Annotated in this window: 17 protein-coding genes; 5 read left to right on the forward strand and 12 right to left on the reverse strand. The window is 43.0% G+C overall.

Annotation, left to right across the window (positions count from 1 at the left end; all coding sequences use genetic code 11):
- Positions 1–45: 45 nt before the first annotated feature.
- The 4 genes from NSQ66_RS21805 to NSQ66_RS21820 all read right to left on the reverse strand — a co-directional run bounded on the left by NSQ66_RS21805 (position 46) and on the right by NSQ66_RS21820 (position 2799).
- A complete protein-coding gene (locus NSQ66_RS21805; RefSeq protein WP_038572592.1) occupies positions 46–618 on the reverse strand; it encodes a type 1 glutamine amidotransferase family protein in 573 nt (190 codons plus the stop codon).
- Entirely contained in the window at positions 615–1733 is a 1119-nt protein-coding gene (locus NSQ66_RS21810; RefSeq protein ID WP_038572593.1) for a hypothetical protein, read from the reverse strand. Before NSQ66_RS21810 ends, NSQ66_RS21805 begins: the two co-directional genes overlap by 4 nt.
- A gap of 97 nt (positions 1734–1830) precedes the next feature.
- A complete protein-coding gene (locus NSQ66_RS21815; protein ID WP_036683019.1) occupies positions 1831–2364 on the reverse strand; it encodes a hypothetical protein in 534 nt (177 codons plus the stop codon).
- Positions 2365–2484: 120 nt separating this feature from the next.
- Positions 2485–2799, reverse strand: coding sequence for a hypothetical protein (locus NSQ66_RS21820; protein WP_036683022.1), 315 nt, complete (start codon positions 2797–2799; stop codon positions 2485–2487).
- A 205-nt stretch (positions 2800–3004) separates the two neighbouring features.
- Here NSQ66_RS21820 and NSQ66_RS21825 point away from each other — a divergent pair, with 205 nt between their 5' ends.
- The gene (locus tag NSQ66_RS21825; RefSeq protein WP_036683023.1) at positions 3005–3214 is read left to right on the forward strand and encodes a hypothetical protein; all 210 of its coding nucleotides are present in this window, start codon (positions 3005–3007) and stop codon (positions 3212–3214) included.
- A 77-nt stretch (positions 3215–3291) separates the two neighbouring features.
- Here NSQ66_RS21825 and NSQ66_RS21830 read toward each other — a convergent pair whose 3' ends face one another.
- From NSQ66_RS21830 to NSQ66_RS21840, 3 genes are read right to left on the reverse strand one after another with little or no spacing between them, the layout of a single operon-like run.
- A complete protein-coding gene (locus NSQ66_RS21830) occupies positions 3292–4305 on the reverse strand; it encodes a Gfo/Idh/MocA family oxidoreductase (RefSeq protein ID WP_038572594.1) in 1014 nt (337 codons plus the stop codon).
- A gap of 31 nt (positions 4306–4336) precedes the next feature.
- The gene (locus tag NSQ66_RS21835) at positions 4337–5359 is read right to left on the reverse strand and encodes a Gfo/Idh/MocA family oxidoreductase (RefSeq protein WP_339279388.1); all 1023 of its coding nucleotides are present in this window, start codon (positions 5357–5359) and stop codon (positions 4337–4339) included.
- Positions 5360–5370: 11 nt separating this feature from the next.
- Entirely contained in the window at positions 5371–6219 is an 849-nt protein-coding gene (locus NSQ66_RS21840; RefSeq protein ID WP_036683033.1) for a sugar phosphate isomerase/epimerase family protein, read from the reverse strand.
- Positions 6220–6402: 183 nt separating this feature from the next.
- Between NSQ66_RS21840 and NSQ66_RS21845 the strand changes: the two genes are divergently transcribed.
- Together NSQ66_RS21845 and NSQ66_RS21850 are read left to right on the forward strand one after the other, a co-directional pair.
- Positions 6403–7308, forward strand: a complete 906-nt coding sequence (locus NSQ66_RS21845; protein ID WP_036683035.1) for an AraC family transcriptional regulator — start codon at positions 6403–6405, stop codon at positions 7306–7308.
- 305 nt (positions 7309–7613) lie between these two features.
- The gene (locus NSQ66_RS21850) at positions 7614–8729 is read left to right on the forward strand and encodes an IS110 family transposase (protein WP_036683961.1); all 1116 of its coding nucleotides are present in this window, start codon (positions 7614–7616) and stop codon (positions 8727–8729) included.
- A gap of 555 nt (positions 8730–9284) precedes the next feature.
- Here NSQ66_RS21850 and gnpA read toward each other — a convergent pair.
- The 4 genes from gnpA to NSQ66_RS21870 all read right to left on the reverse strand — a co-directional run bounded on the left by gnpA (position 9285) and on the right by NSQ66_RS21870 (position 14842).
- Positions 9285–11444, reverse strand: coding sequence for a 1,3-beta-galactosyl-N-acetylhexosamine phosphorylase (gene gnpA, locus NSQ66_RS21855; RefSeq protein WP_212592212.1), 2160 nt, complete (start codon positions 11442–11444; stop codon positions 9285–9287).
- A 26-nt stretch (positions 11445–11470) separates the two neighbouring features.
- Entirely contained in the window at positions 11471–12325 is an 855-nt protein-coding gene (locus tag NSQ66_RS21860; protein ID WP_081384465.1) for a carbohydrate ABC transporter permease, read from the reverse strand.
- A 9-nt stretch (positions 12326–12334) separates the two neighbouring features.
- Entirely contained in the window at positions 12335–13276 is a 942-nt protein-coding gene (locus tag NSQ66_RS21865; RefSeq protein WP_244886367.1) for a sugar ABC transporter permease, read from the reverse strand.
- A gap of 90 nt (positions 13277–13366) precedes the next feature.
- Positions 13367–14842: a carbohydrate ABC transporter substrate-binding protein gene (locus NSQ66_RS21870; RefSeq protein ID WP_036683041.1), complete on the reverse strand. Its 1476-nt coding sequence runs from the start codon at positions 14840–14842 to the stop codon at positions 13367–13369.
- Positions 14843–15189: 347 nt separating this feature from the next.
- Here NSQ66_RS21870 and NSQ66_RS21875 point away from each other — a divergent pair, with 347 nt between their 5' ends.
- Both NSQ66_RS21875 and NSQ66_RS21880 read left to right on the forward strand, forming a co-directional pair.
- Positions 15190–16929 carry a sensor histidine kinase gene (locus NSQ66_RS21875; protein WP_036683043.1) on the forward strand — a complete coding sequence of 580 codons (1740 nt, stop codon included), beginning with the start codon at positions 15190–15192 and terminating at the stop codon, positions 16927–16929.
- A 4-nt stretch (positions 16930–16933) separates the two neighbouring features.
- A complete protein-coding gene (locus tag NSQ66_RS21880) occupies positions 16934–18550 on the forward strand; it encodes a response regulator (protein ID WP_339279389.1) in 1617 nt (538 codons plus the stop codon).
- A 92-nt stretch (positions 18551–18642) separates the two neighbouring features.
- Here the strand turns inward: NSQ66_RS21880 and NSQ66_RS21885 are convergent, their stop codons facing one another.
- Positions 18643–19176, reverse strand: coding sequence for a DinB family protein (locus NSQ66_RS21885; protein WP_038574709.1), 534 nt, complete (start codon positions 19174–19176; stop codon positions 18643–18645).
- Between the last annotated feature and the right edge of the window lie 4 nt (positions 19177–19180).

Genomic DNA, 19180 nt, shown 5'->3' on the forward strand with positions numbered 1-19180 from the left:
ATCTGAAGTCGTTAAGACTTGAGACCACCTTTTTTATATACATTTTTATTCTTGATAAAAACCATCTTTGAAAAAATTGTACCATCCCTCGACGGTTTCGATTGGGAAACCCTCTAACTTCTTCATAACTTCCCTTGCAAATTCTAAAGCAGCCGTACCATTAGCAGTAATGATATGTTCACTCGAAACTGCCTGTTTTTCTATATAATTTGCATCTCCTTTATAATTAGGAGCGTTTTGTTTTAAATAATCCAATGAATTTCCGGTATGCGGTATGTTGTCTAAATAGCCATGTTCAGCCAAAAAAGTTGTAGCGTCACATATAGCGGCAATAGGTACACTCTCCTGCAAACATTTTTCAATCACTGGAGTAATAGCTGAATTATCTTTCCAGCCTGTGCCCCCGATTAAAATTAACATTTCATACTGAACAGGTAAACTGTCTAAAGTATAGTCAGGTACAACAGTAAATCCACCCATAGATTTGACATTGTCGCTAGTTAAAGCAACTGTGCTTACTTTAAATTCACTCTCCGGCTTATTTAGTTCGGCACTAATATATCCGCTTTCCCAATCAGCGTAGCCATTGGATAGAAACATCAAAACTTCTTTTTTCATATATTAGCACTCCCTTTAAGTTCTAACGCCACTTCCGCCACTTCTCGCCCATTTACCAGCAGCACAATCCGGTGCTCTCCTGGATAATGACGCCGAGTTGTTAAATCAGCCCAACGATGTGTCCGTTTACCTGACAGAATTGTACCTCCAGGTACGGTCTTATCCGATAACAAAAAAGATTTACGAGAGGTTCGACCTGCCGCTTTCACGAAATAGATTCCGTATTCAATCCGAATCCGTGCCGGAGCTCCCTCACGAACTTGAAGCTTATACTGTAATTCAGAGCTTTCGCCAATGGTCAGGATAGAAGGTTCCAATAGAATTGAAGCACTCGTTATAAGTGGAGTAGCTTCGTCTGTCTGCTCTGCGTATCCGAATAAAGCCATAATCTCTGGCTCAGCTTTACGAATCAAAGAACGGCAGCCGTGCCGCACAATCCAGTCTGTATCGGGATGTGTTCCCTTCCAGCGCCGAGCGGTATCGAGCACCACTTCCGGATGATCCTTCGCAATATCATTCAAATTATTAGCGACACTTTTACGCACATACAGGGATGTATCCGCCTTAAGCTGCTCAAGTACAGGTAATACCGGAGCTGGGTCAAGCTTGAACATGGGGAGCGCCTGTCCCCAAGGCAGACGAGGCCGACAGCCTTCACTAGCCAGCCTACGTACATGCTCATCAGGGTGCTTCGCCCATACCAGCATTTGAGCCATCATCCGTTCTGGTTCCCGTAAGAGAAACGGCCTAACTGCAAATTCAGCCGATGATTTCGCTGTGAATCTTTCCAGCGCCTGCATAGACAACGCCCAATGTTCGTCTCCTTGGCCATATACCTCAACGAAATCCGGAAAAATTAAATACGGAAATCCTACACATTCCTCAGCAATGGCGAATAGGATAGCCAGCGCTTCCTCATAAGGAAGCTGTAAGTGGCTGCCCAACGTCTCGGTGATCCGCCGCATTCTTGCCTTCAGCTCAAGCGTTTCCCACGGTTCAGTCATGGCTGAGCTTACAAATGCCTCTGTCTCGAAGACATTATGTACGCCACGAATCTTTTCGCCGAACTCACGCAGAAATTGTTCATTGTACATTGCTTTTAAAGGTTCAGCCATTCGATAATCCCTCATTTTCTTCTTTAGATCAGCAAACTTGATTCTGTCAGGAAATCGTAGCACATCCAATTTGACAACAGTATGTCAACTTTGGCAACTAAGAATTAATTAGTACCTTTACCTCTTCAATCCCTTGTTGGGCTCGACTGTTTAACGCACGTTTATCTTTAAGGTTATGTTCTTTAAGTTCGTGTCCAGGATCAATGACCAGCGGCTGTGAGATTACATCCTCGAGGATTTGAACAGCAACCTTACATCCTTGAAATAACAGTTCTTTTGTGATCACTTGATTATGAGAACGAATGATTTCAAGCATTTTTTCCGCATAAATCAGTCTAACCAAACTATCGGCGCTCATTATATTCCGCGAAGCAAAAGAAGCCACTTTTTCCACAATCCAGCTATCCTGATAATTCCGCGAGATGGATTCTAGTATCGTAATCGCATCCCAGTCCCGTATCGACAACTGCTTGACGTGCTCCGTAGCCCATTCCTGCAGCCATTCCAGCTCCACTTCTCTTGGAATTTCAAAACTCTTGTACTCCTTAAGCACTCCTGCTTTATGCATATTTAAAAAATGACCCAAAAACTGAATGTACAGCTCCTTGGCTCTTTGTGTCTGTTCCGTCATCTGGCAATCATCCTTTCATTATCCAAATCATATCCATTCCCCGGTTTCTTTTCAAATTAAAAAGATAAAAAAGGACAGGTAGCGAAATCATCGCAATACCTGCCCTTTAATAACTTCGGGTTATGGTAAATAGTTTGCTTCAACCGGAGGGTTTTTCTCCACTATTTTCAATTCTAGACCTCCGAATCTCTTCGCCAGCTTGTTATATACCAGCGCTACCAGCATACCCACCAATCCATAAATGAGTATCAAAATAACCGGCATAATCAAATAAGGGATACCCATAACAACCATAAACGTCTCTTTAATGATAAGCCCGATCACCACCATCCCTAAACCTACTATAAACAATAGCAGTGTAGGAATGATCATAAAATAGATAGTCGTTTTAAAAAAACTCTTTTTGTTAATTTCCAGCACTTCATAGTCTTTCATTATGTAATCCCCTTAATTTATTTAGAGTGGTAAAATTCCCCTCTTTGTTTCATTAAAGATGATCTTAAATACAATTTCAACCAAATTTCTCATATTTTCGACTTTTACCAAAGAATTCTTCCTAAAACTCAACGATAAATCATGGTAAAATAACTCCTATGGTTTAATATATCATCATGTACAAGATGTCACCGGAGGGAATAACATGCCACAAACACTAGTGAAAAATATTGATTTTTTTATAGCTGCCTTATCCCAAACCTATATTTCTGCGCTACAGCTTGATCCTGATGGAATGTATTCAGAGGTTGCTTCAGGAATTGTTGAACTGTTCTCTGATGAACAAGTACGGCTGAGAAGATATGACGGATCAGTATCCCATTATGCAAGAGACAACACCAAATTTCAGCGATGACAAAAGGACGTGAACTGGAAAAAGGTCATTGTGAATGATCCTCTTCCAGCTCACGTCCTTACTCACTCTGCACACAACTAATCTAGCACGATCCATTCGCCTTCAGCATCCGCTGACTTCATTTCTGCTTCCACGATTCTTAGAGACTCCGCTGTACTCTCTGGCGTACAAATAATGATAGGCTTATCCTGGATAATGACATTCAGAAAATATACAAGCTCCCTATAGTAGCCAACATCCGGCGAAAGTTCCGCTAAATAGCCCGCCCCGTCGTTCGGATTGACCTTGACCTCGCTGCCGTCAAACACTATATTTCCTCGTTCAAAATTTACCCGATACCCCATGTAAAACCCAAAATCACCTTCCAGCGTCCAATCCACCTGAGCATTAATTACTTTTGCATCCTTATAAAAATAGTGAGTCGATGCGATATCATATCCGCTTCCCGGAAGGACATTACGTCCTAAGGATGATACTTTATCCGGTCTGCCGAACAGATAGTTAATCATATCCGTATCGTGAATATGCATATCCATAATGCCTCCACCGCTTAGTGTCTCATCAAGAAACCAATCCTTAGGAGCACCAGATCCCCTGTAAAAATACCCTTCCGTGACCTGACCGAACTGCCCGCTCTCTATCACTTCTTTTAAATACTCATACCCCGGCCAAAAACGGAGACAATGTCCGATCATCAGTTTTTTCCCACAGCGGACTGCCGTCTCCACCATTTTCAGCGCTTGTGCGGAAGTTCTGGCCATCGGTTTCTCACAAAATACATGATATCCACGTTCCAGCAGCGAACAAGTCATTTCCGCATGCAGATAAGTAGGAACCGCAATGTCGATCATATCCAGTTCCTCACTGGCTATCATTTTCTCCAGATCATCGTATAGATTGTAAGCTGACAAATCATAGACTTCCTGGGCAGTGCTCATATTCCCGGCTGCTTTTCCATCCTTTAATTCCTCAATTCGCAAATCACAGATGGCTTTAAGGGCAATGGGCTGCCCCTCTTCCGTTAAGCGCACATAATTATCAAAATGCATCCGGCCCATAAATCCAAAACCGATCAAACCTATTTTCAACATCGTGAAGTCTCCTTTACTAAAAATATGGCACTTAACGTATCCGTATCCAGGTACCTTCCTGATCAGCCGATTGGATTTCAGCCTCAATGATTTCTATGGATTGGGCCGCACTTTCGGGCATACATAGAGTCACTGGCTCATCGTTCTGAATGACTTTTAAGAAATATACCAACTCTCTGTAATATCCGGTATGCGAAGAAAGCTTCGCAATGAACCCCGGTTGACAATTAGGATTCACCTTAACTTCCGCGCCATCGAAGACTACATTCCCCCGTTCAAAATTAATCCGATAGCCCATGTAAAAACCAAAGTCGCCTTCCAGTGTCCAGTCCGCTTGGGCATTGACCACTTTTCCATCCTGATAAAAATAATGAGTGGAGACGATATCATAGCCACTTCCCGGTAAAACCTTCCGCCCAAGCGTTGACACTTTATCCGGTTTTCCGAATAAGTGATGGATGATGTCCGTATCGTGTACATGCATATCCAGCATACAGCCACCACTTAGCTCATCATTGACCAGCCACCCTTTAGGAGCACCGGAACCCCGGTAAAAATAAGCCTCTGTCACTTCACCGAACTCACCGCTAGCTATGATCCCCTTCAAATATTCATATCCCGGCCAGAAGCGAAGACAATGGCCAATCAGCAATTTTTTTCCGCTGCTTTGCGCCGCCGCTACCATCTTCCAAGCTTCTGCGGAATGTCTCGCCATCGGCTTTTCACAGAACACATGATACCCTCGTTCCAGCAGCGAACAAGCCATTTCAGCATGCAAGTACGTAGGTACCGCAAGGCTAATAGCATCTAGTTCTTCTTTTTCGAGCATATGCTCCAAATTCTCATAAAAATTGTAAGGGGATAAATCATATACCTCGTGGGCCGTGTTCATATTCCCCGCGGATTTAGTATGTTTAAGGACTTCAATCTGGGGGTCACAAATGGCAACCAGAGAAATCGGATGGCCGTCTTCCTGTAATTGAACATACTGATCAAAGTTCATTCGGCCCATAAATCCAAAGCCCACCAGCCCCACTCTGAGCACAGCCTTCACCTCTCTTAAAGTTAGTAACTAGTGCGTCCTAAAATAGCATCCATCGCTGCAGATGTATTAAAAATAATTTGCTCCGAATAATGCGTATATGGCGGTATCATTTCACCAGTAACATAATTGCTGTAGCCGATCTCTTGCAGTGCTTCCATAACAGCAGGATAATCCACATCCCCAGCAAGTAGATCAACAAATCCATGAAGTCCTCCGGCTGCCCGGCGGTAATCTTTGAAATGCACCTTCTTGATTCTATGGCCTAGAATCCGTATCCACTGCTCTGGATAACCAGAATGAACGATATTCCCTACATCCAGATAGGAACCTACATAATTGGAGCCTACAGCATCTATAAAAGAACGTAATTCGAGCGGAGACAGCAGGAATTTATTCCACACATTTTCAATCCCAATAGAAACACCCGCCATTTTTGCATCCTGAGCTAGATCACTGATCGCCTTCAAGGCTCGATCATAAGCTTTTTCATAATCGATTACTTCACAGCCCTCAATAAAATCGACACCAACCGCACCAGGAATGACAAGAATCGTATCTACGCCAAGTGTTGCGGCCAGCTCCAATTGTTTTTTACATACATCGATAGCCTTCGTCCGGTTCGCCGCGGATTCACTTGTCATGGCATATGACCAATATAGTCCTGTCGCCAGTCCTGCAATTTCTAACCCCATCTCCTGAATGGAATTTCTGATCTTAATAGCTTCTTTCTCAGTGGTTTGCAGGCCAAGTTCACCCGATTCATTCAAAGACAATTCAATTCCATCGAACCCCGCCGCTTTAGCCAGACGTGCACATTCTTCGATCTCAGTACCTTCGCGAAACGACCAAATGTTTATTCCCTTTTTCATCTGAATCCTCCTCAAATTTGTTATTTTCCGTCTTTTAAGATCCTGCCCTAAATACCCTTATATCCTTGATTTATTTATATTATAATAGATTGTAAGTTAGATTTATTTAGGTGAACAAGAGATTTTTTGCACGATTCCGGTCTATTTGAAAAAATCATTTTATACTGTATGGGAGGTTTATTCGTGGCTGAAAAAGAACCCCGTTATCCCCTGAGAAAACAGGTCCCTTCCCGGGAGTGGTCACCTGGCATTCACTACGCACAATTCCAAATCCTCTCACCTTGCCTCTTTCCAAGAAGAAGATTGTATGATTTCGAGCTGCTATACGTTCGCCAGGGGAAATTATCAACAAAAATGGATACGGAGGAATATATCCTGAATTCAGGACAACTGATATTCCTTTCTTCCGGGGTATATCATCAGAATGCGATTGTGTCAGATTCGGAAACCAAACTCATTGGGATCCATTTTGATTTTTTTGGGGAATCGATTATTACAAGCGATGAAGACATGCTGGTCAATGAGGAGGAGGTTATGGCCGAGAAGTTTGCCTTGGAAGCTGTGACCGCTCCTTTTATGCCATTGTCACAGGAGCCCATTTATACCCCGCCACCCGAATGTATTCATGCGATGGAACAGCTCGTGCATGAATTTACGATGCGGCCTGCCGGTTATGAATGGGTCTGTCGGGGGTTACTGCTCGGCATTCTAACCTCGCTGCTCCGAACACAAAGCTCCCGAAATGCAGCCAAATCTTCCGTTCATACCGGGCGGATCAGAGCTTTAATCGACGAGATGGATTCAAAGCTAGCAGACCGCTGGAGTAATAAATTCATGGCTGGTGCCATGAATATGCATGAAGACCATTTCTCCAAGCTGTTTCGTGAGGTGGCTGGCATGCCTCCTGGTGAATATCTCCGTTCCATCCGGCATCGGGAAGCACGCAAGCTGCTGCGCGAAACGGATTGGCCGATTGAACAGGTCGGTGATAACGTTGGTTATCCTGATATCCATTATTTCAGCAGGGTATTTACCGCGAATGAGGGGATTTCTCCGCGGGCTTATCGCAAGTTATCCCGGATACTCTAGATACGGAAACCCCAGAATATCTCAATCCAAGTTAGAAGAACCTGCCAAAAACATTGAGGGGGATGGATCATCTGCTTTGTATGATACCTGTGGGGGCCGATAAACAATATACATTGTAAGGTGAGATGTGCAATATGCGGGGCGGCGAACGTTCGTGTTTTCTGCGTTAATGCAGTATGCGGGGACGGCTCTAAAACTAATTAGTTATGATGAACGAAAGGCAGCCCCTGTTTCGCACACCGTAGGTTAAAATGGAAGTTAAAAGGACAACCATTACAGAGCTACATGCGAAAGGAGCTGTTACTATGAAGAATACCATAAAATACGTCGGTTTGGATGTGTCTAAAGAAAAAATTGCGGTGGCGATTGCAGATGAGGGTCGGGAACCCGCACGATATTATGGAGCCATCCCCCATACCCCAGATGCAGTGGCTCGAATGATTCGGAAACTCAAAGGTTCAGGGATTACACTGGAGGTCTGCTATGAAGCCGGGCCTACGGGGTACGACTTATACCGCTGGTTGACGAAGATGGGAATTTCCTGTGTGGTAATTGCACCTTCGCGTATGCCACAGCGTCCCGGAGATGCCATAAAAACCGACCGACGGGATGCAGAAAAACTGGCTCAGTTACACCGGGCTGGAGAATTGACTGCGATCTATGTGCCAACGCCAGAACTCGAAGCTTTACGAGATCTCATTCGTGCACGAGAAGATGCTAGGCAAGACCTACATCGGGCTCGGCAACGGCTCATTCATTTTCTATTGCGCCACCAAATTCACAAGCCAGAGGGTATGAAAAAACGCTGGACCAAAAGGTACCGGGAATGGCTCTCTATGCTGAAGTTTAATAATGTAGCTCAAGAACGGGTATTTACCGAATCCCTGCAACAGCTCCGGGAAGTGGAGGAGCGAATCAAGCGACTTGAAGCCGCAATGCGAGAAGAAGCACAGATCTGCCCTTACGCACCTGTCATTCAAGCGTTGCAAGGCCTGAGGGGAATCGCCCTGCTGACAGCTATGACTTTAGTTGTCGAGATTGGAAATTTCGAACGTTTTCGTTCACCGGCTCAGCTCATGAGTTACCTGGGACTCGTGCCACGGGAATATTCCTCGGGAGCAAGTACCAAAAGAGGGAGTCTTACAAAAGTCGGAAATTCCGGAGTGCGGCGCGCACTGGTGGAGTCCGCATGGAGTTACCGTCACCGCCCTGCCGTCAAGGGAGATTTAGCAGTGCGTCTTGAGGGCCAGAGTATTCATGTCCATGAAACGTCGTGGAAAGCCCAAGAACGGTTACACAGCAAGTATTTAAAATTAGTCAGACGCGGGAAACACCGAAATTTAACCATGGCAGCAGTGGGTCGTGAGTTAATTGGATTTATCTGGTCGATTGCGGTAGAGGCAGAACGAAAAATGGCGTAGGTGAAACGAAAAAAAATAAAAACATACCCAAAAGATTTGAATCCTTGGGGCATGGAGACAAAGAGAAAGGTTCGAGGAGAATCCGTGAATTCCCTGTGCACAGGATCCCTGATCTAACGTGCGAAATTAGTTTACGGAAGCTCCTTCGACGTAGGCATAATATGTGGTAACCAACCCACGGATAGCAGATTGCCAGCCGACGACTCGCATTTTGTCTCTGTGCCCAAGGGATTGAAAACCCTCTAGTTTAAAGGGGAAAACAGGGGAATTGACTAATTCGTTCATAGCAGGGAAAAACTCCCTGAAAATAATCAATATTCGCTCTAAATGAACGAAATCAGGGAATTCCTCCCTAATAATAAGAGGAATTTCTATAATTGCTATCAAATCAGCTAAACTTTAGGGAGATTTTCCCTGATTATTAGTCTGATGACCAAAAATCCCGGAATTTCAGGGAGAAATTCCCCAATCACTCCATCGAAGCGGTACAATTCAGGAAAGTTGGAGATAACAGCGGCCGGAAGTCTAATTATTCGCCGTAGTTACGGCTGACTCCTAATGTGTGATCTCAAATTGAAACCACACACTTTCCATCCCACCCAACTCTATTTCTTGGATCACGGCATTGTCCATCAGGATCGTCGTCTTTTGGATCTCGGAAGTGTTATTTACGGCACAATATCGACCCGTCTCAGGATACGCATGACATTCAACATTCGGATTCACTGAGAACCATGAATACAACTGCTCCTCTTGATGTGCAGCCCAAAAGATCGCTCGGCTGAGTAGTCTGGTATTCTGAATACTGTACGGAAGTCCAGCGATATAAACGCCCCGACCCTGACCAAATGAATTCACGGCAAGATTGCAGCTGCCTTGGTGCACATCCAATATTTCTGCTCCGGCCTCCGCTTGATAAACCATGGTCATCCCTTCACCATAATCGATCTCACCTTCCAGATCTTCCGTTATGAAATGATCCTGCACAGGCGTTACCTTGGGCTTATTGATGCTTGCTGTAAATCCAATCTCCTTCTGAACCCCTAGAATATCCGCTAGTTGAAAAAGAACCCCTTGATGTTCATAAGCTGATGGATCACCAATCCCAATAAAACCGCCCCCTTGATCCACCCACTCACGAAGTGTTGCCACAACTTGCGGATCGCTCCATTGATCTCCACCGCTCCAAGAGGTATGGACATCACCCGCGTTTATAATCACACCGATACTAGGATCAATCCCACTTAACCTGATGTCATCAAAGCTTATAAACTCAATGTCGAACGGCAAGCCCGCCAATGACTCTAATGCCCCTATGTAGGAATAACATCTTTGATTCCATAAAGAATGAGCCACTTGATGTGTCTGCCAGCTTCGAAGGGAACCCCAGGTATTCAGAACCGCTACTTTAAAAGGAGCTTTAAAAGGCTGTGTCCCTTCTGCATTAGCATGAATCCCTTTGAACTGCGTCGCAATCTCTGTCACATGATCTATAAAATCCGGGAATTGATGCGCTAGACTTAAATATCCGCCATACCCCATCCTGCCAACTGGTTTGCGCATGAGCGCACGCCGGCATTTGATCCAGATCGGCATGGACTCTCCGACAGGGTCTCCCCCTTCAAAAAAGACATCTGGAAAGAAATAAGGATAGAAACGTGCCTCGGTATCCTTAATAGGTATATCCGCAATCATACGGGTTGTAACGCCATCTCCTGCTGCCCCAACCACTGCGTCGAGCCCGATCTCCGGAAAATATTTGCCATAAGGCTCTGTGCCCGCCCAGTGATCCCCAAAAAACATAATCGCTTTCTTCCCGAAATCATGCACCATATCTACACATTGTTTCGCATAACCTGCGATGAATTTCTGATTGAAGTCCATCCAGTCCAGATATCTTTGGGTCGGGTTCTTAAATGGTGTGTTATATCGCCCCTGATCCACAAAATCTTCTGCAGTCAATCGGTACCCATAAGCTTGTTCGAATTGCTCTAACGCAAGTGGACTTACACAACTGAGATAGCCAAACCAATTCACTTGTTTCTCATTACCTTCCTTGTTAAAAATCAAATCAAAATTATAAAAGAAGGTCGTAAAACGTACGATATCTGTCTTGGGATGTTTCTTCAGCCAATCCTCCAGCACCTTCAAAACATGCTCTTGAGCCTCGGGATAACGAACATCCAACGGTAAACGATGCTCCTCATCCCAATCATTCGTGATGTGGTTGTACATGGAGACTGGCTCCCATTTCTGGTAGGCCAAGAAACTGACCGTATATTTGTGAAATTGTACCGCCTGCTCAAGTGTGACAATCCCCTCTGCATAACTCCAACATTCAGAAGGTAATACTTCTCCTGTAGTCCGGTTTACAACCTGCCAATATTTTTTTATATTCACATCTGTGTTAGGACTAAATTGATCGACAAAATAATCAGCCATAATATCGATGGTCTTCACCTTTGAAGTTACTATTACTGGAGCAGACATCAGATAAATCTGCTGTCTATATTGCGGATGCTGCTTCGCCCACTCGTTGTCCTCACGGACGAGACAAAGCGTTGAATAAATTTGCAGACCCATGTCGAGAATGTCCTGCGATAGATTCGTGCCATCACTGTCACGTACGGCATCTACACCCCATCTTTCGACGAGATCACCTATGACCTCTTCCATCCCTGTTTCACCAGGCAGTGTAAATCTTCCTTTGTCCACGTAACTTCCCTCCATGTCTTTGTTGTTCAGCCCTTAATTCCGCCTGCGCTTATTCCTTGGAGCAATTGCTTTTGTCCTATCACATATAAAAGAATTGTTGGAATCAGCACTAGGATCAGCGCGGCAAAAAGTGCACTCCAATCTGTAGCATAACGTTGAACCTCAAAAAGATTGGCTAAACCTACTGGCAATGTTTTTTTGCTATCACTTTGAATTAAGACCAACGCCAGCGGATACTCATTCCAAAAGCCCATCGCTGCCAGCATACAGACCGTCACAATGCCCGGTTTAGCAAGCGGCGCAACAATTCTGACGAGCACTCCTGTGTTGCCACAACCGTCAATCTTAGCGGCTTCTTCATAATCTCTAGGGACGGACCGCAGAAATCCACTTAATACAAAGATGGCAAAGGGAAACTGCAGAACAGCATAGATTAAACTGAGCATCCCGCGATTGTCCAACATCCCGAATGAATTCACCTGCAGAAATAAAGGAACCATAATGTAGGAGGCTTGCAGAAAGATACAGGCCATATAAAGGTTAAGGATTAGTTTGGAGCCCCAAAACTTAAATCTCGTTAAGACATAAGCCATAGGAACTACAAAAATAACTAGAATCGCCGTGGATAACATTACAAGAAAGATAGAGTTCAGGAAATAACTCCCCATCTTGGATTTCTGAAAAGCGCGTACATAGTTATCAAAGTGTAAGGCTTGTGGTAAGGAGAAGGGGTCGGTTAGAAATTCCGTATTGCTTTTAAATGAAGCTAAGAGATTCCATACAAACGGATATAACAAAACAATGGTGGCTACAATCAGAAACAGCCGCGTGATCCAGTTGGCAATATTCATTTTTATAAGACTCTGTTGATTGCTCGTCATCCTTCTCCCCTACCCTTCTGCTCGATTTGTAAGTAGTCTGGACAGAAAAGAAAGCACAAAGGCGAACACCAGCGTAAAAATAGCAATAGCCATGGCATAACCAAAGTTCGCATTTTGGAAAGCTTGCGTGTACATGTAGTGGAGTAAAACAGTAGTTCCACCTGCCGGACCACCGCCAGTCATTACAGTTACAACTATAAAACTTAAATTAATCGTACCTGCCAGGGACAACACAAACGTAATGCCAATAATATCTTTTAGCAGAGGGATCGTAATGCTGGTAAGCTTCCGGAAATATCCCGCACCATCAATAGTCGCCGATTCAAACACATCCGCAGAAATCCCGTCAATCGCAGCGATATACATGACCATATAATAACCAACCGCTTGCCAGATCAGTGTAACGGCTACACACCACAATGCTGTTCGGCTATCTCCAAGCCAAGGTCTGCTCAGTTGATCTAATCCGATGCTCCCCAGAATATTATTCAAAATGCCCATGTTGGGATGAAACACAAAGGACCAGATAATTCCGACTACCGTCAAAGAGATGATACTAGGGAAAAAGAATACGGTTCGGTAAAATCCTCTTTCCTTCAGCTTCGTCTGCGTTAATAGAAAAGCAAGCACCAGCCCAAAAATCAATGTAATTACTGGCACAACCAGCATCAGTTTAAATGTATTGCTCAGAGCTTTGAGGAACATCTCATCTTGAAACATATATTTATAGTTATCCAAAAAGATAAACTTGTTCTCATCACTCATCCCGGTGGCATCCGTAAAAGACATAAAAAATGCCCGAAAGGTTGGAATAATCATAAATACGAGGGTTAACAAGAGCGTAGGAATCGTGCATACCGCTATGAATAGCTTAGGATTTCTGGTTTTCGCTGTCCTAATCTTTGATTTTCTCTGTCTAGGAGCTACTTCTGCCAGCTGCATTTCAGACATCTTTCTCACTCCTCTTCATACAAAATGCATCCCGTTCATAGATAACCTTATCCATTCCTAACAGGATGCATTTGCATGAGATACTATAGATTATTTACTAGCCGCTTTCTCTTTACGAATCTGTGCAAAAGCTTTTTCCACATTATCCATCCATTGATCCGTGGTCATCTGGCCTGTCATCACTGGTGTGACCGTATTCTTGAACATTTCAGTGACTACACTAACCTTGGAACCCTTCGGTAACGATTGCCAGCCCTGTAGAATAGAAATGGAACCATTATAAGCCTCAAACATGTCATAGACACCTTTAGTTAAAAATGGCTTAGACAGCTCCTTCGCATCGTTAAGCGCATACGCCCCATTCGCTTTTTCCGCGAATAGTTTCACAGACTCATCGGTATATAGGAACTTCAAGAATTCCTTAGCGAGCTCAGGATTTTTAGCCTTAGCAGGGATGGAGAATTGCTCGTAGCTGGAAAGCACATACTTCTGATCACCTTTATTGAACACAGGTACTGTTGTCATCCCAAATTCAAACCCATTTTCTCTAGGTGAATCCTTCATTTCATTTTCCATCCAGTTGCCGTTTACGATAAACAAAGCTTTACCCATCATCATATCGGTCTGCGACTGTGTATGGTTCAAGGCAACCGTGCCGTCCATCAGATAACCGTCTTTAGAGATTTTATAGAAAATATCCAGTACTTTTTTGATCGTGTCGTTCTTAAATGAACCTTCTTCATATGCAAAGACTTTATCCAGCGTTTCTTTCCCCCCCGCACTGGCAATGGCCGGGTAGAGAATTTCCTCCAAATAATCCGGATAGATGCCTTGATAAGTGAATAAAGCCCGCTTCGTTTTAGTTCCATCTGCATTAACCAGGTAGTTCTCCTCTTTGTTCAGCTCATCACCTAAAGCAAAGAACTCCTCCCAAGTCTCAGGAACACTCCAGCCTTTTTCTGCGAACAGTGTTTTATTGTAAATCAAGCCCATCGGTCCAGCATTAAAAGGTGCGAGATACGTCTTTCCATCTTGATAAGGCTGAAATCTTGTACTGTCCAGCATCCCCGGAAGAATCATGTCCTTAAGTGTCTCCTCTTTATCAAGCGCTTTGCTTTCAAATACATCGCTGATATCTAGCAGTCCTTTTTCTTTAATTAATGAAAGCACGATGCCACTTTGCTCTGTATCTGTAACAGACAGGAAGTCGGGAGGATTACCCGCAACAATCTGCGGCCGGATTACTTCACCAACTTTTGGATTAATCGTCATGTTCACTTTCACACCTGGATAAGTACTTTCGAATTTGCTGACAATTTCATTCCAATAATCCGCACCATATCCCCCTTGGAATACAGCAATACTAAGTTCCTTGTTATCAAAATCTTTAGCAGGTTCTTCTTTAGTATTCTCGGCGTTCGTTGTACTTGTAGCTTGCGCTGTGCTCGCAGCTTTCGTTGAATCCGATTCATTAGAGGCAGCAGGTTTATTATTGCTGTTCCCGCAGCCGAGCAACCCCACACCTAGCAGCATTACTGCTAATAATGTACTCATAGTCTTTTTCATAAACGCCCTCCTTAAGATATTCTTGTAAACGCTTTTTTAATAATCTAAGTATAGAAGGATTTACGCTATATTTACATTTACAATACAAACCTACCTATGTATTATCTTATCCATCTTCCAATGCGAGCTCGTATAAGCTTATTCATCAGGGTCACATAACCTGTAAACTTAGCCGTTAACGGAATGGATAATATTATCCATTCCATAGATTATTCTCACTTTTCGCCGCTGCATATATATTCCATTGTTCTTTTTATGTTAACTTGTAAGTAAAAGATAGTGAATGGGAGGTCATCCACCTGAGTCGACGTAAAGGGAAGCTGCATTTTCCTAATCCTCCGCAAATCATGCGCAAGGTTAAAATTCAAAATCGCTTAACCGTCATTTTCTTAATCGTTTCTGTGATCCCAATCATCTTTATAGGTTTCTACTCCTACACCATTTACTCCAAATCCATTAACAATAAATTAAGTAAATCCACATTTCAGGCTTTAACGCTGCTTAATCGAACGATGTTAAGTGAACTTAACAACTATCAATATCTTGCAGGCTCTGTTTCTACCAATAGTATTATTCAGGAGCGTTTATCGGCAGCACCAAATGAACCCGCTCCTAGCAATGCTGCCATTAATCATGCCATGGACAATTTATATAGAACCATCTACCCCGGATATGTCCAGAACGTTCGGGTCATCGACGCCAAGAACCAACCTATCTATGAATTAGGCTACGACGGCATCCCCAATCCTAAGTATGAAGAAATTATGAAACAAGTAGAGCTGAATGCCCCTTATGACAGTCTTAACTACGTAAAAAGCTATCGCGCTTACAATACCATTGTCCTGGGCCGGAAAATTTTTGATCAAGATGACATTGGCGTTCCCTTAGGTCATGTGTTTGTTTTTATTGGTGGGGAGTTATTTTCAAAAGTCATTCTTTCCAGTGTGGATTTAGGTACAGGTTCCAGTCTCCTTATTATGAATAGGGAGGGAAAAGTAATGTCCTCGAATCAAAAGGATACTCCGCTAGGAGAACCCTATTATAAAGATGAGCTTTTTAAGCAAATCAAGACACAAGAGGCAAAGAAAAACCATTCCTTCCAAGGCATGGTCAATGGAAAAATGCAGCAAATCTCTTATATTAACAATAATCAATTAGGCTGGTACATGATTTCTACCGTCCCCTTCTCTTATATCAATTCAGAGACAAGTAAAATCACCACTGGACTACTTATTGTTGTCAGCATCATTGTAGTCGTGTGTATTCTAATTATTATCGTATTGTATAAAAGCATCCTGAAACCAATCAAACAAATCATCGTCTTCTGCAACCAAATTTTTTATGGTGATCTATCGAGTCGGATCGAAGATCACAGCAACGATGAAATGGGCGTGTTGGCCAATAGAATTAACAGCATGGTCAGTAGAATGGAACAGCTGATGAAGGATCAAAAGAAAGATCTGAAAAGAAGACGTTCGCTCGAATTGCAAATGCTGCAATCGCAAATTAATCCTCACTTTCTTTTTAATACACTTAACTCCTTACGATGGCTGGCGATGATTAACCAGGTTCCCGTCCTTAGCGACGGCATCTCCTCACTAGCTGAATTGCTGCGTAGTACCATTATCGATCAAGATGAGCAAATCACCATCAAGCAGGAGCTGAACAATCTGGATCATTATTTTGCCATTCAAAAAATACGTTATGCCGACAGGTTTGACATTGAATATGACTTGGATGAGTCTTTATTACAGAGCATGATCCCCAAGCTCATCCTGCAGCCGATCGCAGAGAACGCGATTCTTCATGGGGTTACAGATATAGGAGGAAAAGTTCTAATCCAAATTAAGGTATACGCAAAAAATGAATATACCCTTATTATTGAAATCATCGATAACGGAAAAGGGTTTGACACCACCAAATCAGAAAAGGCTGACAATCTGTCGGGTATCGGAATTTCAAATGTGGCCGATCGCATTAAACTTCAATACGGTGAGAGTTACGGGCTGTTCATCACAAGCTCTATGGGTCATGGAACCTGCTGCCGCCTGATTATCCCTATACAAACATACGAACTTAAGGGGTGATACTATGTATCCTATGTATAATGTAATGCTAGTGGATGACGAACCTATTGTTAAAGTTGCGCTCAGAACCATGATTCCATGGGAAGAGCTTGGATACATGATCTGTGCTACTGCCTCTGACGGAGTTGAAGCCTTAACACTTGTAGACAAGTTTAATCCCCATATCATCATTACAGATCTCAAAATGCCTAATATGGATGGTTTACAGCTGATAAAAGAACTGAATAACAGAGGGTTTGCAGGAAAAATTCTGGTGGCGAGCAACCACGGGGAGTATGAGTTAGTTCGTGAAGCCCTAGTGCTTGGTGCTGTAGATTATATGCTGAAGATTAGTATGAAAACGGGGGATCTGATCTATTTGCTGGAGAAATCTACGAAGCTAATTCAAGAGCAGCTTCAATCTAGGCAGCAGCAGGAGACCCAAACTCAGTTATTGCAGCACAATTTAAAAAGTGTGAAAAATGCGCTTCTAAAAGATTATTTCACCGATCCTTATTACGATGTGCGGCAGCTTGAGCAGCATGATGCTATAACGTTCGCTTTCAGCGAAAGCAGCTGTTATTTATTCTACATTACTTTTGAGCAGAATAACGCCACCCATAACGAAAGACAAAATCACATCTCCGTATCCTTTATTGAAAACATCATCTTAGATATCTTGGAGACCGTAGATCAGTTGGAAATTATTCAGCTTGAATCTAATGGGCTGCTGCTTCTAATCTCCTGTGATACCTTAGACGATCATCAAATTATCCGCACAGACTTTATCCAGAGGGTCATTCGGTTAATCAAAATGTATATTTCTATCACCCCTACCATTGTTTTTTCTGATCCTGTACGGGGATATGCTGAAGCAAAACGAACCCTAGAACGATGTAAAGAATCCTTGCTAATTCAATTTTACAACGAAATAACGATTATAGATCCAAAGGATGTCCATTTAAAGGATACGCTGGACTTCGAGGATGTACATGATTTCTCAACGCAATTAATTCAGAACTGGAAGCTTTCAGGGGTTGAAGCCGTTACTCAAGCAACTCAGCAATTTCTTGACATCTGTAAATCCAAGCAAATTAATCCTGCTGAAACCAAAAAGTTCATTGTAAATTGTCTGCATTATCTTCCCTTATGCGATGCCCATCTCATTGTCGAGGATCCAAAGCTTTTGAAGAACTATATAGAAAATATCGCCAGCAGTAAACGTACCACTGACGTTCTATCTATAATGGAGCTTGTGTTCCAATTATTCTCCCATCAAAAGCAACAGATCGTAACTACACACAATAGAGATGTTAAACAAGCGATTGACTATATCAACACACATTATCAGAAGAAGCTGACCTTATCTCTGATTGCCAAGCATGTCAACTTAAGTGAGAACTATCTGTCCAGAATCTTCAAAGAAGAAGTGGGGCAAAGCATCATTCACTACATTAATACTGTGAAAATGGAAAAAGCCGCAGATTTAATACTTAAAGGGAATCCATACATTAAAGAAATTTCCACGCAAATCGGTATACACGATCAATTTTATTTCACCCGGTTATTCAAAAAACACTTTGGTGTTAATCCTAGTGAATATAAGAATCACGTTCAGGCCACGCTTGGTTCAGGAAATTAAGACCATTCCAACTCTTTTTATTGGAATGCGGTTCCTGATTTTATGATCCTTTCACAACCTGAATGAACCCTTCTTTAGGTGCAAATATGGAATTAAACAACAATTCTTTTGTTTAACCGCTCCAGCTGCAGAAGATGATGACGATAGTGCATTTCAATAAGTAGGAACCATTCCTCCGCGCATAATCCACCGAATCGCGGGTGAGAAACGGTATTTTGTTTGGATGCTTTCTCAAGAGAGGGTTCGATCTCTCTCATTCTTTGGATGACTGTACGTAACCCTTGAATTAATTGTTCTTTGCTCTCCGGCTGCTCCGGCGTATATTGGGCGGAAGGCGGAACCTGAATACGAATGGGCGGAAAGCTTCCTTGCGCAAATATAGCCGCACCATCCTCAGTTTTCCCCACATGAGCTACTAAGGGATCTTGGTCGAGCACAAGGCATTGATCAATATTACGAAGCTGCATATACAGCGCCGAGTTAATGAGATGCTGAAACATCTGTCCGATGGACCACTCGTTTTCACTCGGCTTTTGCTTCAGCTGCTCCAGATTGAATCGCTCCAATTCTTGAATATAGTATGTCGCAGTTTCTTCAAATCGTTGTAAGGCTTCTTTTGTTGTAATCATC

This window comes from Paenibacillus sp. FSL H3-0329 (assembly GCF_037963285.1).
GTDB lineage: Bacteria > Bacillota > Bacilli > Paenibacillales > Paenibacillaceae > Paenibacillus_AQ > Paenibacillus_AQ odorifer.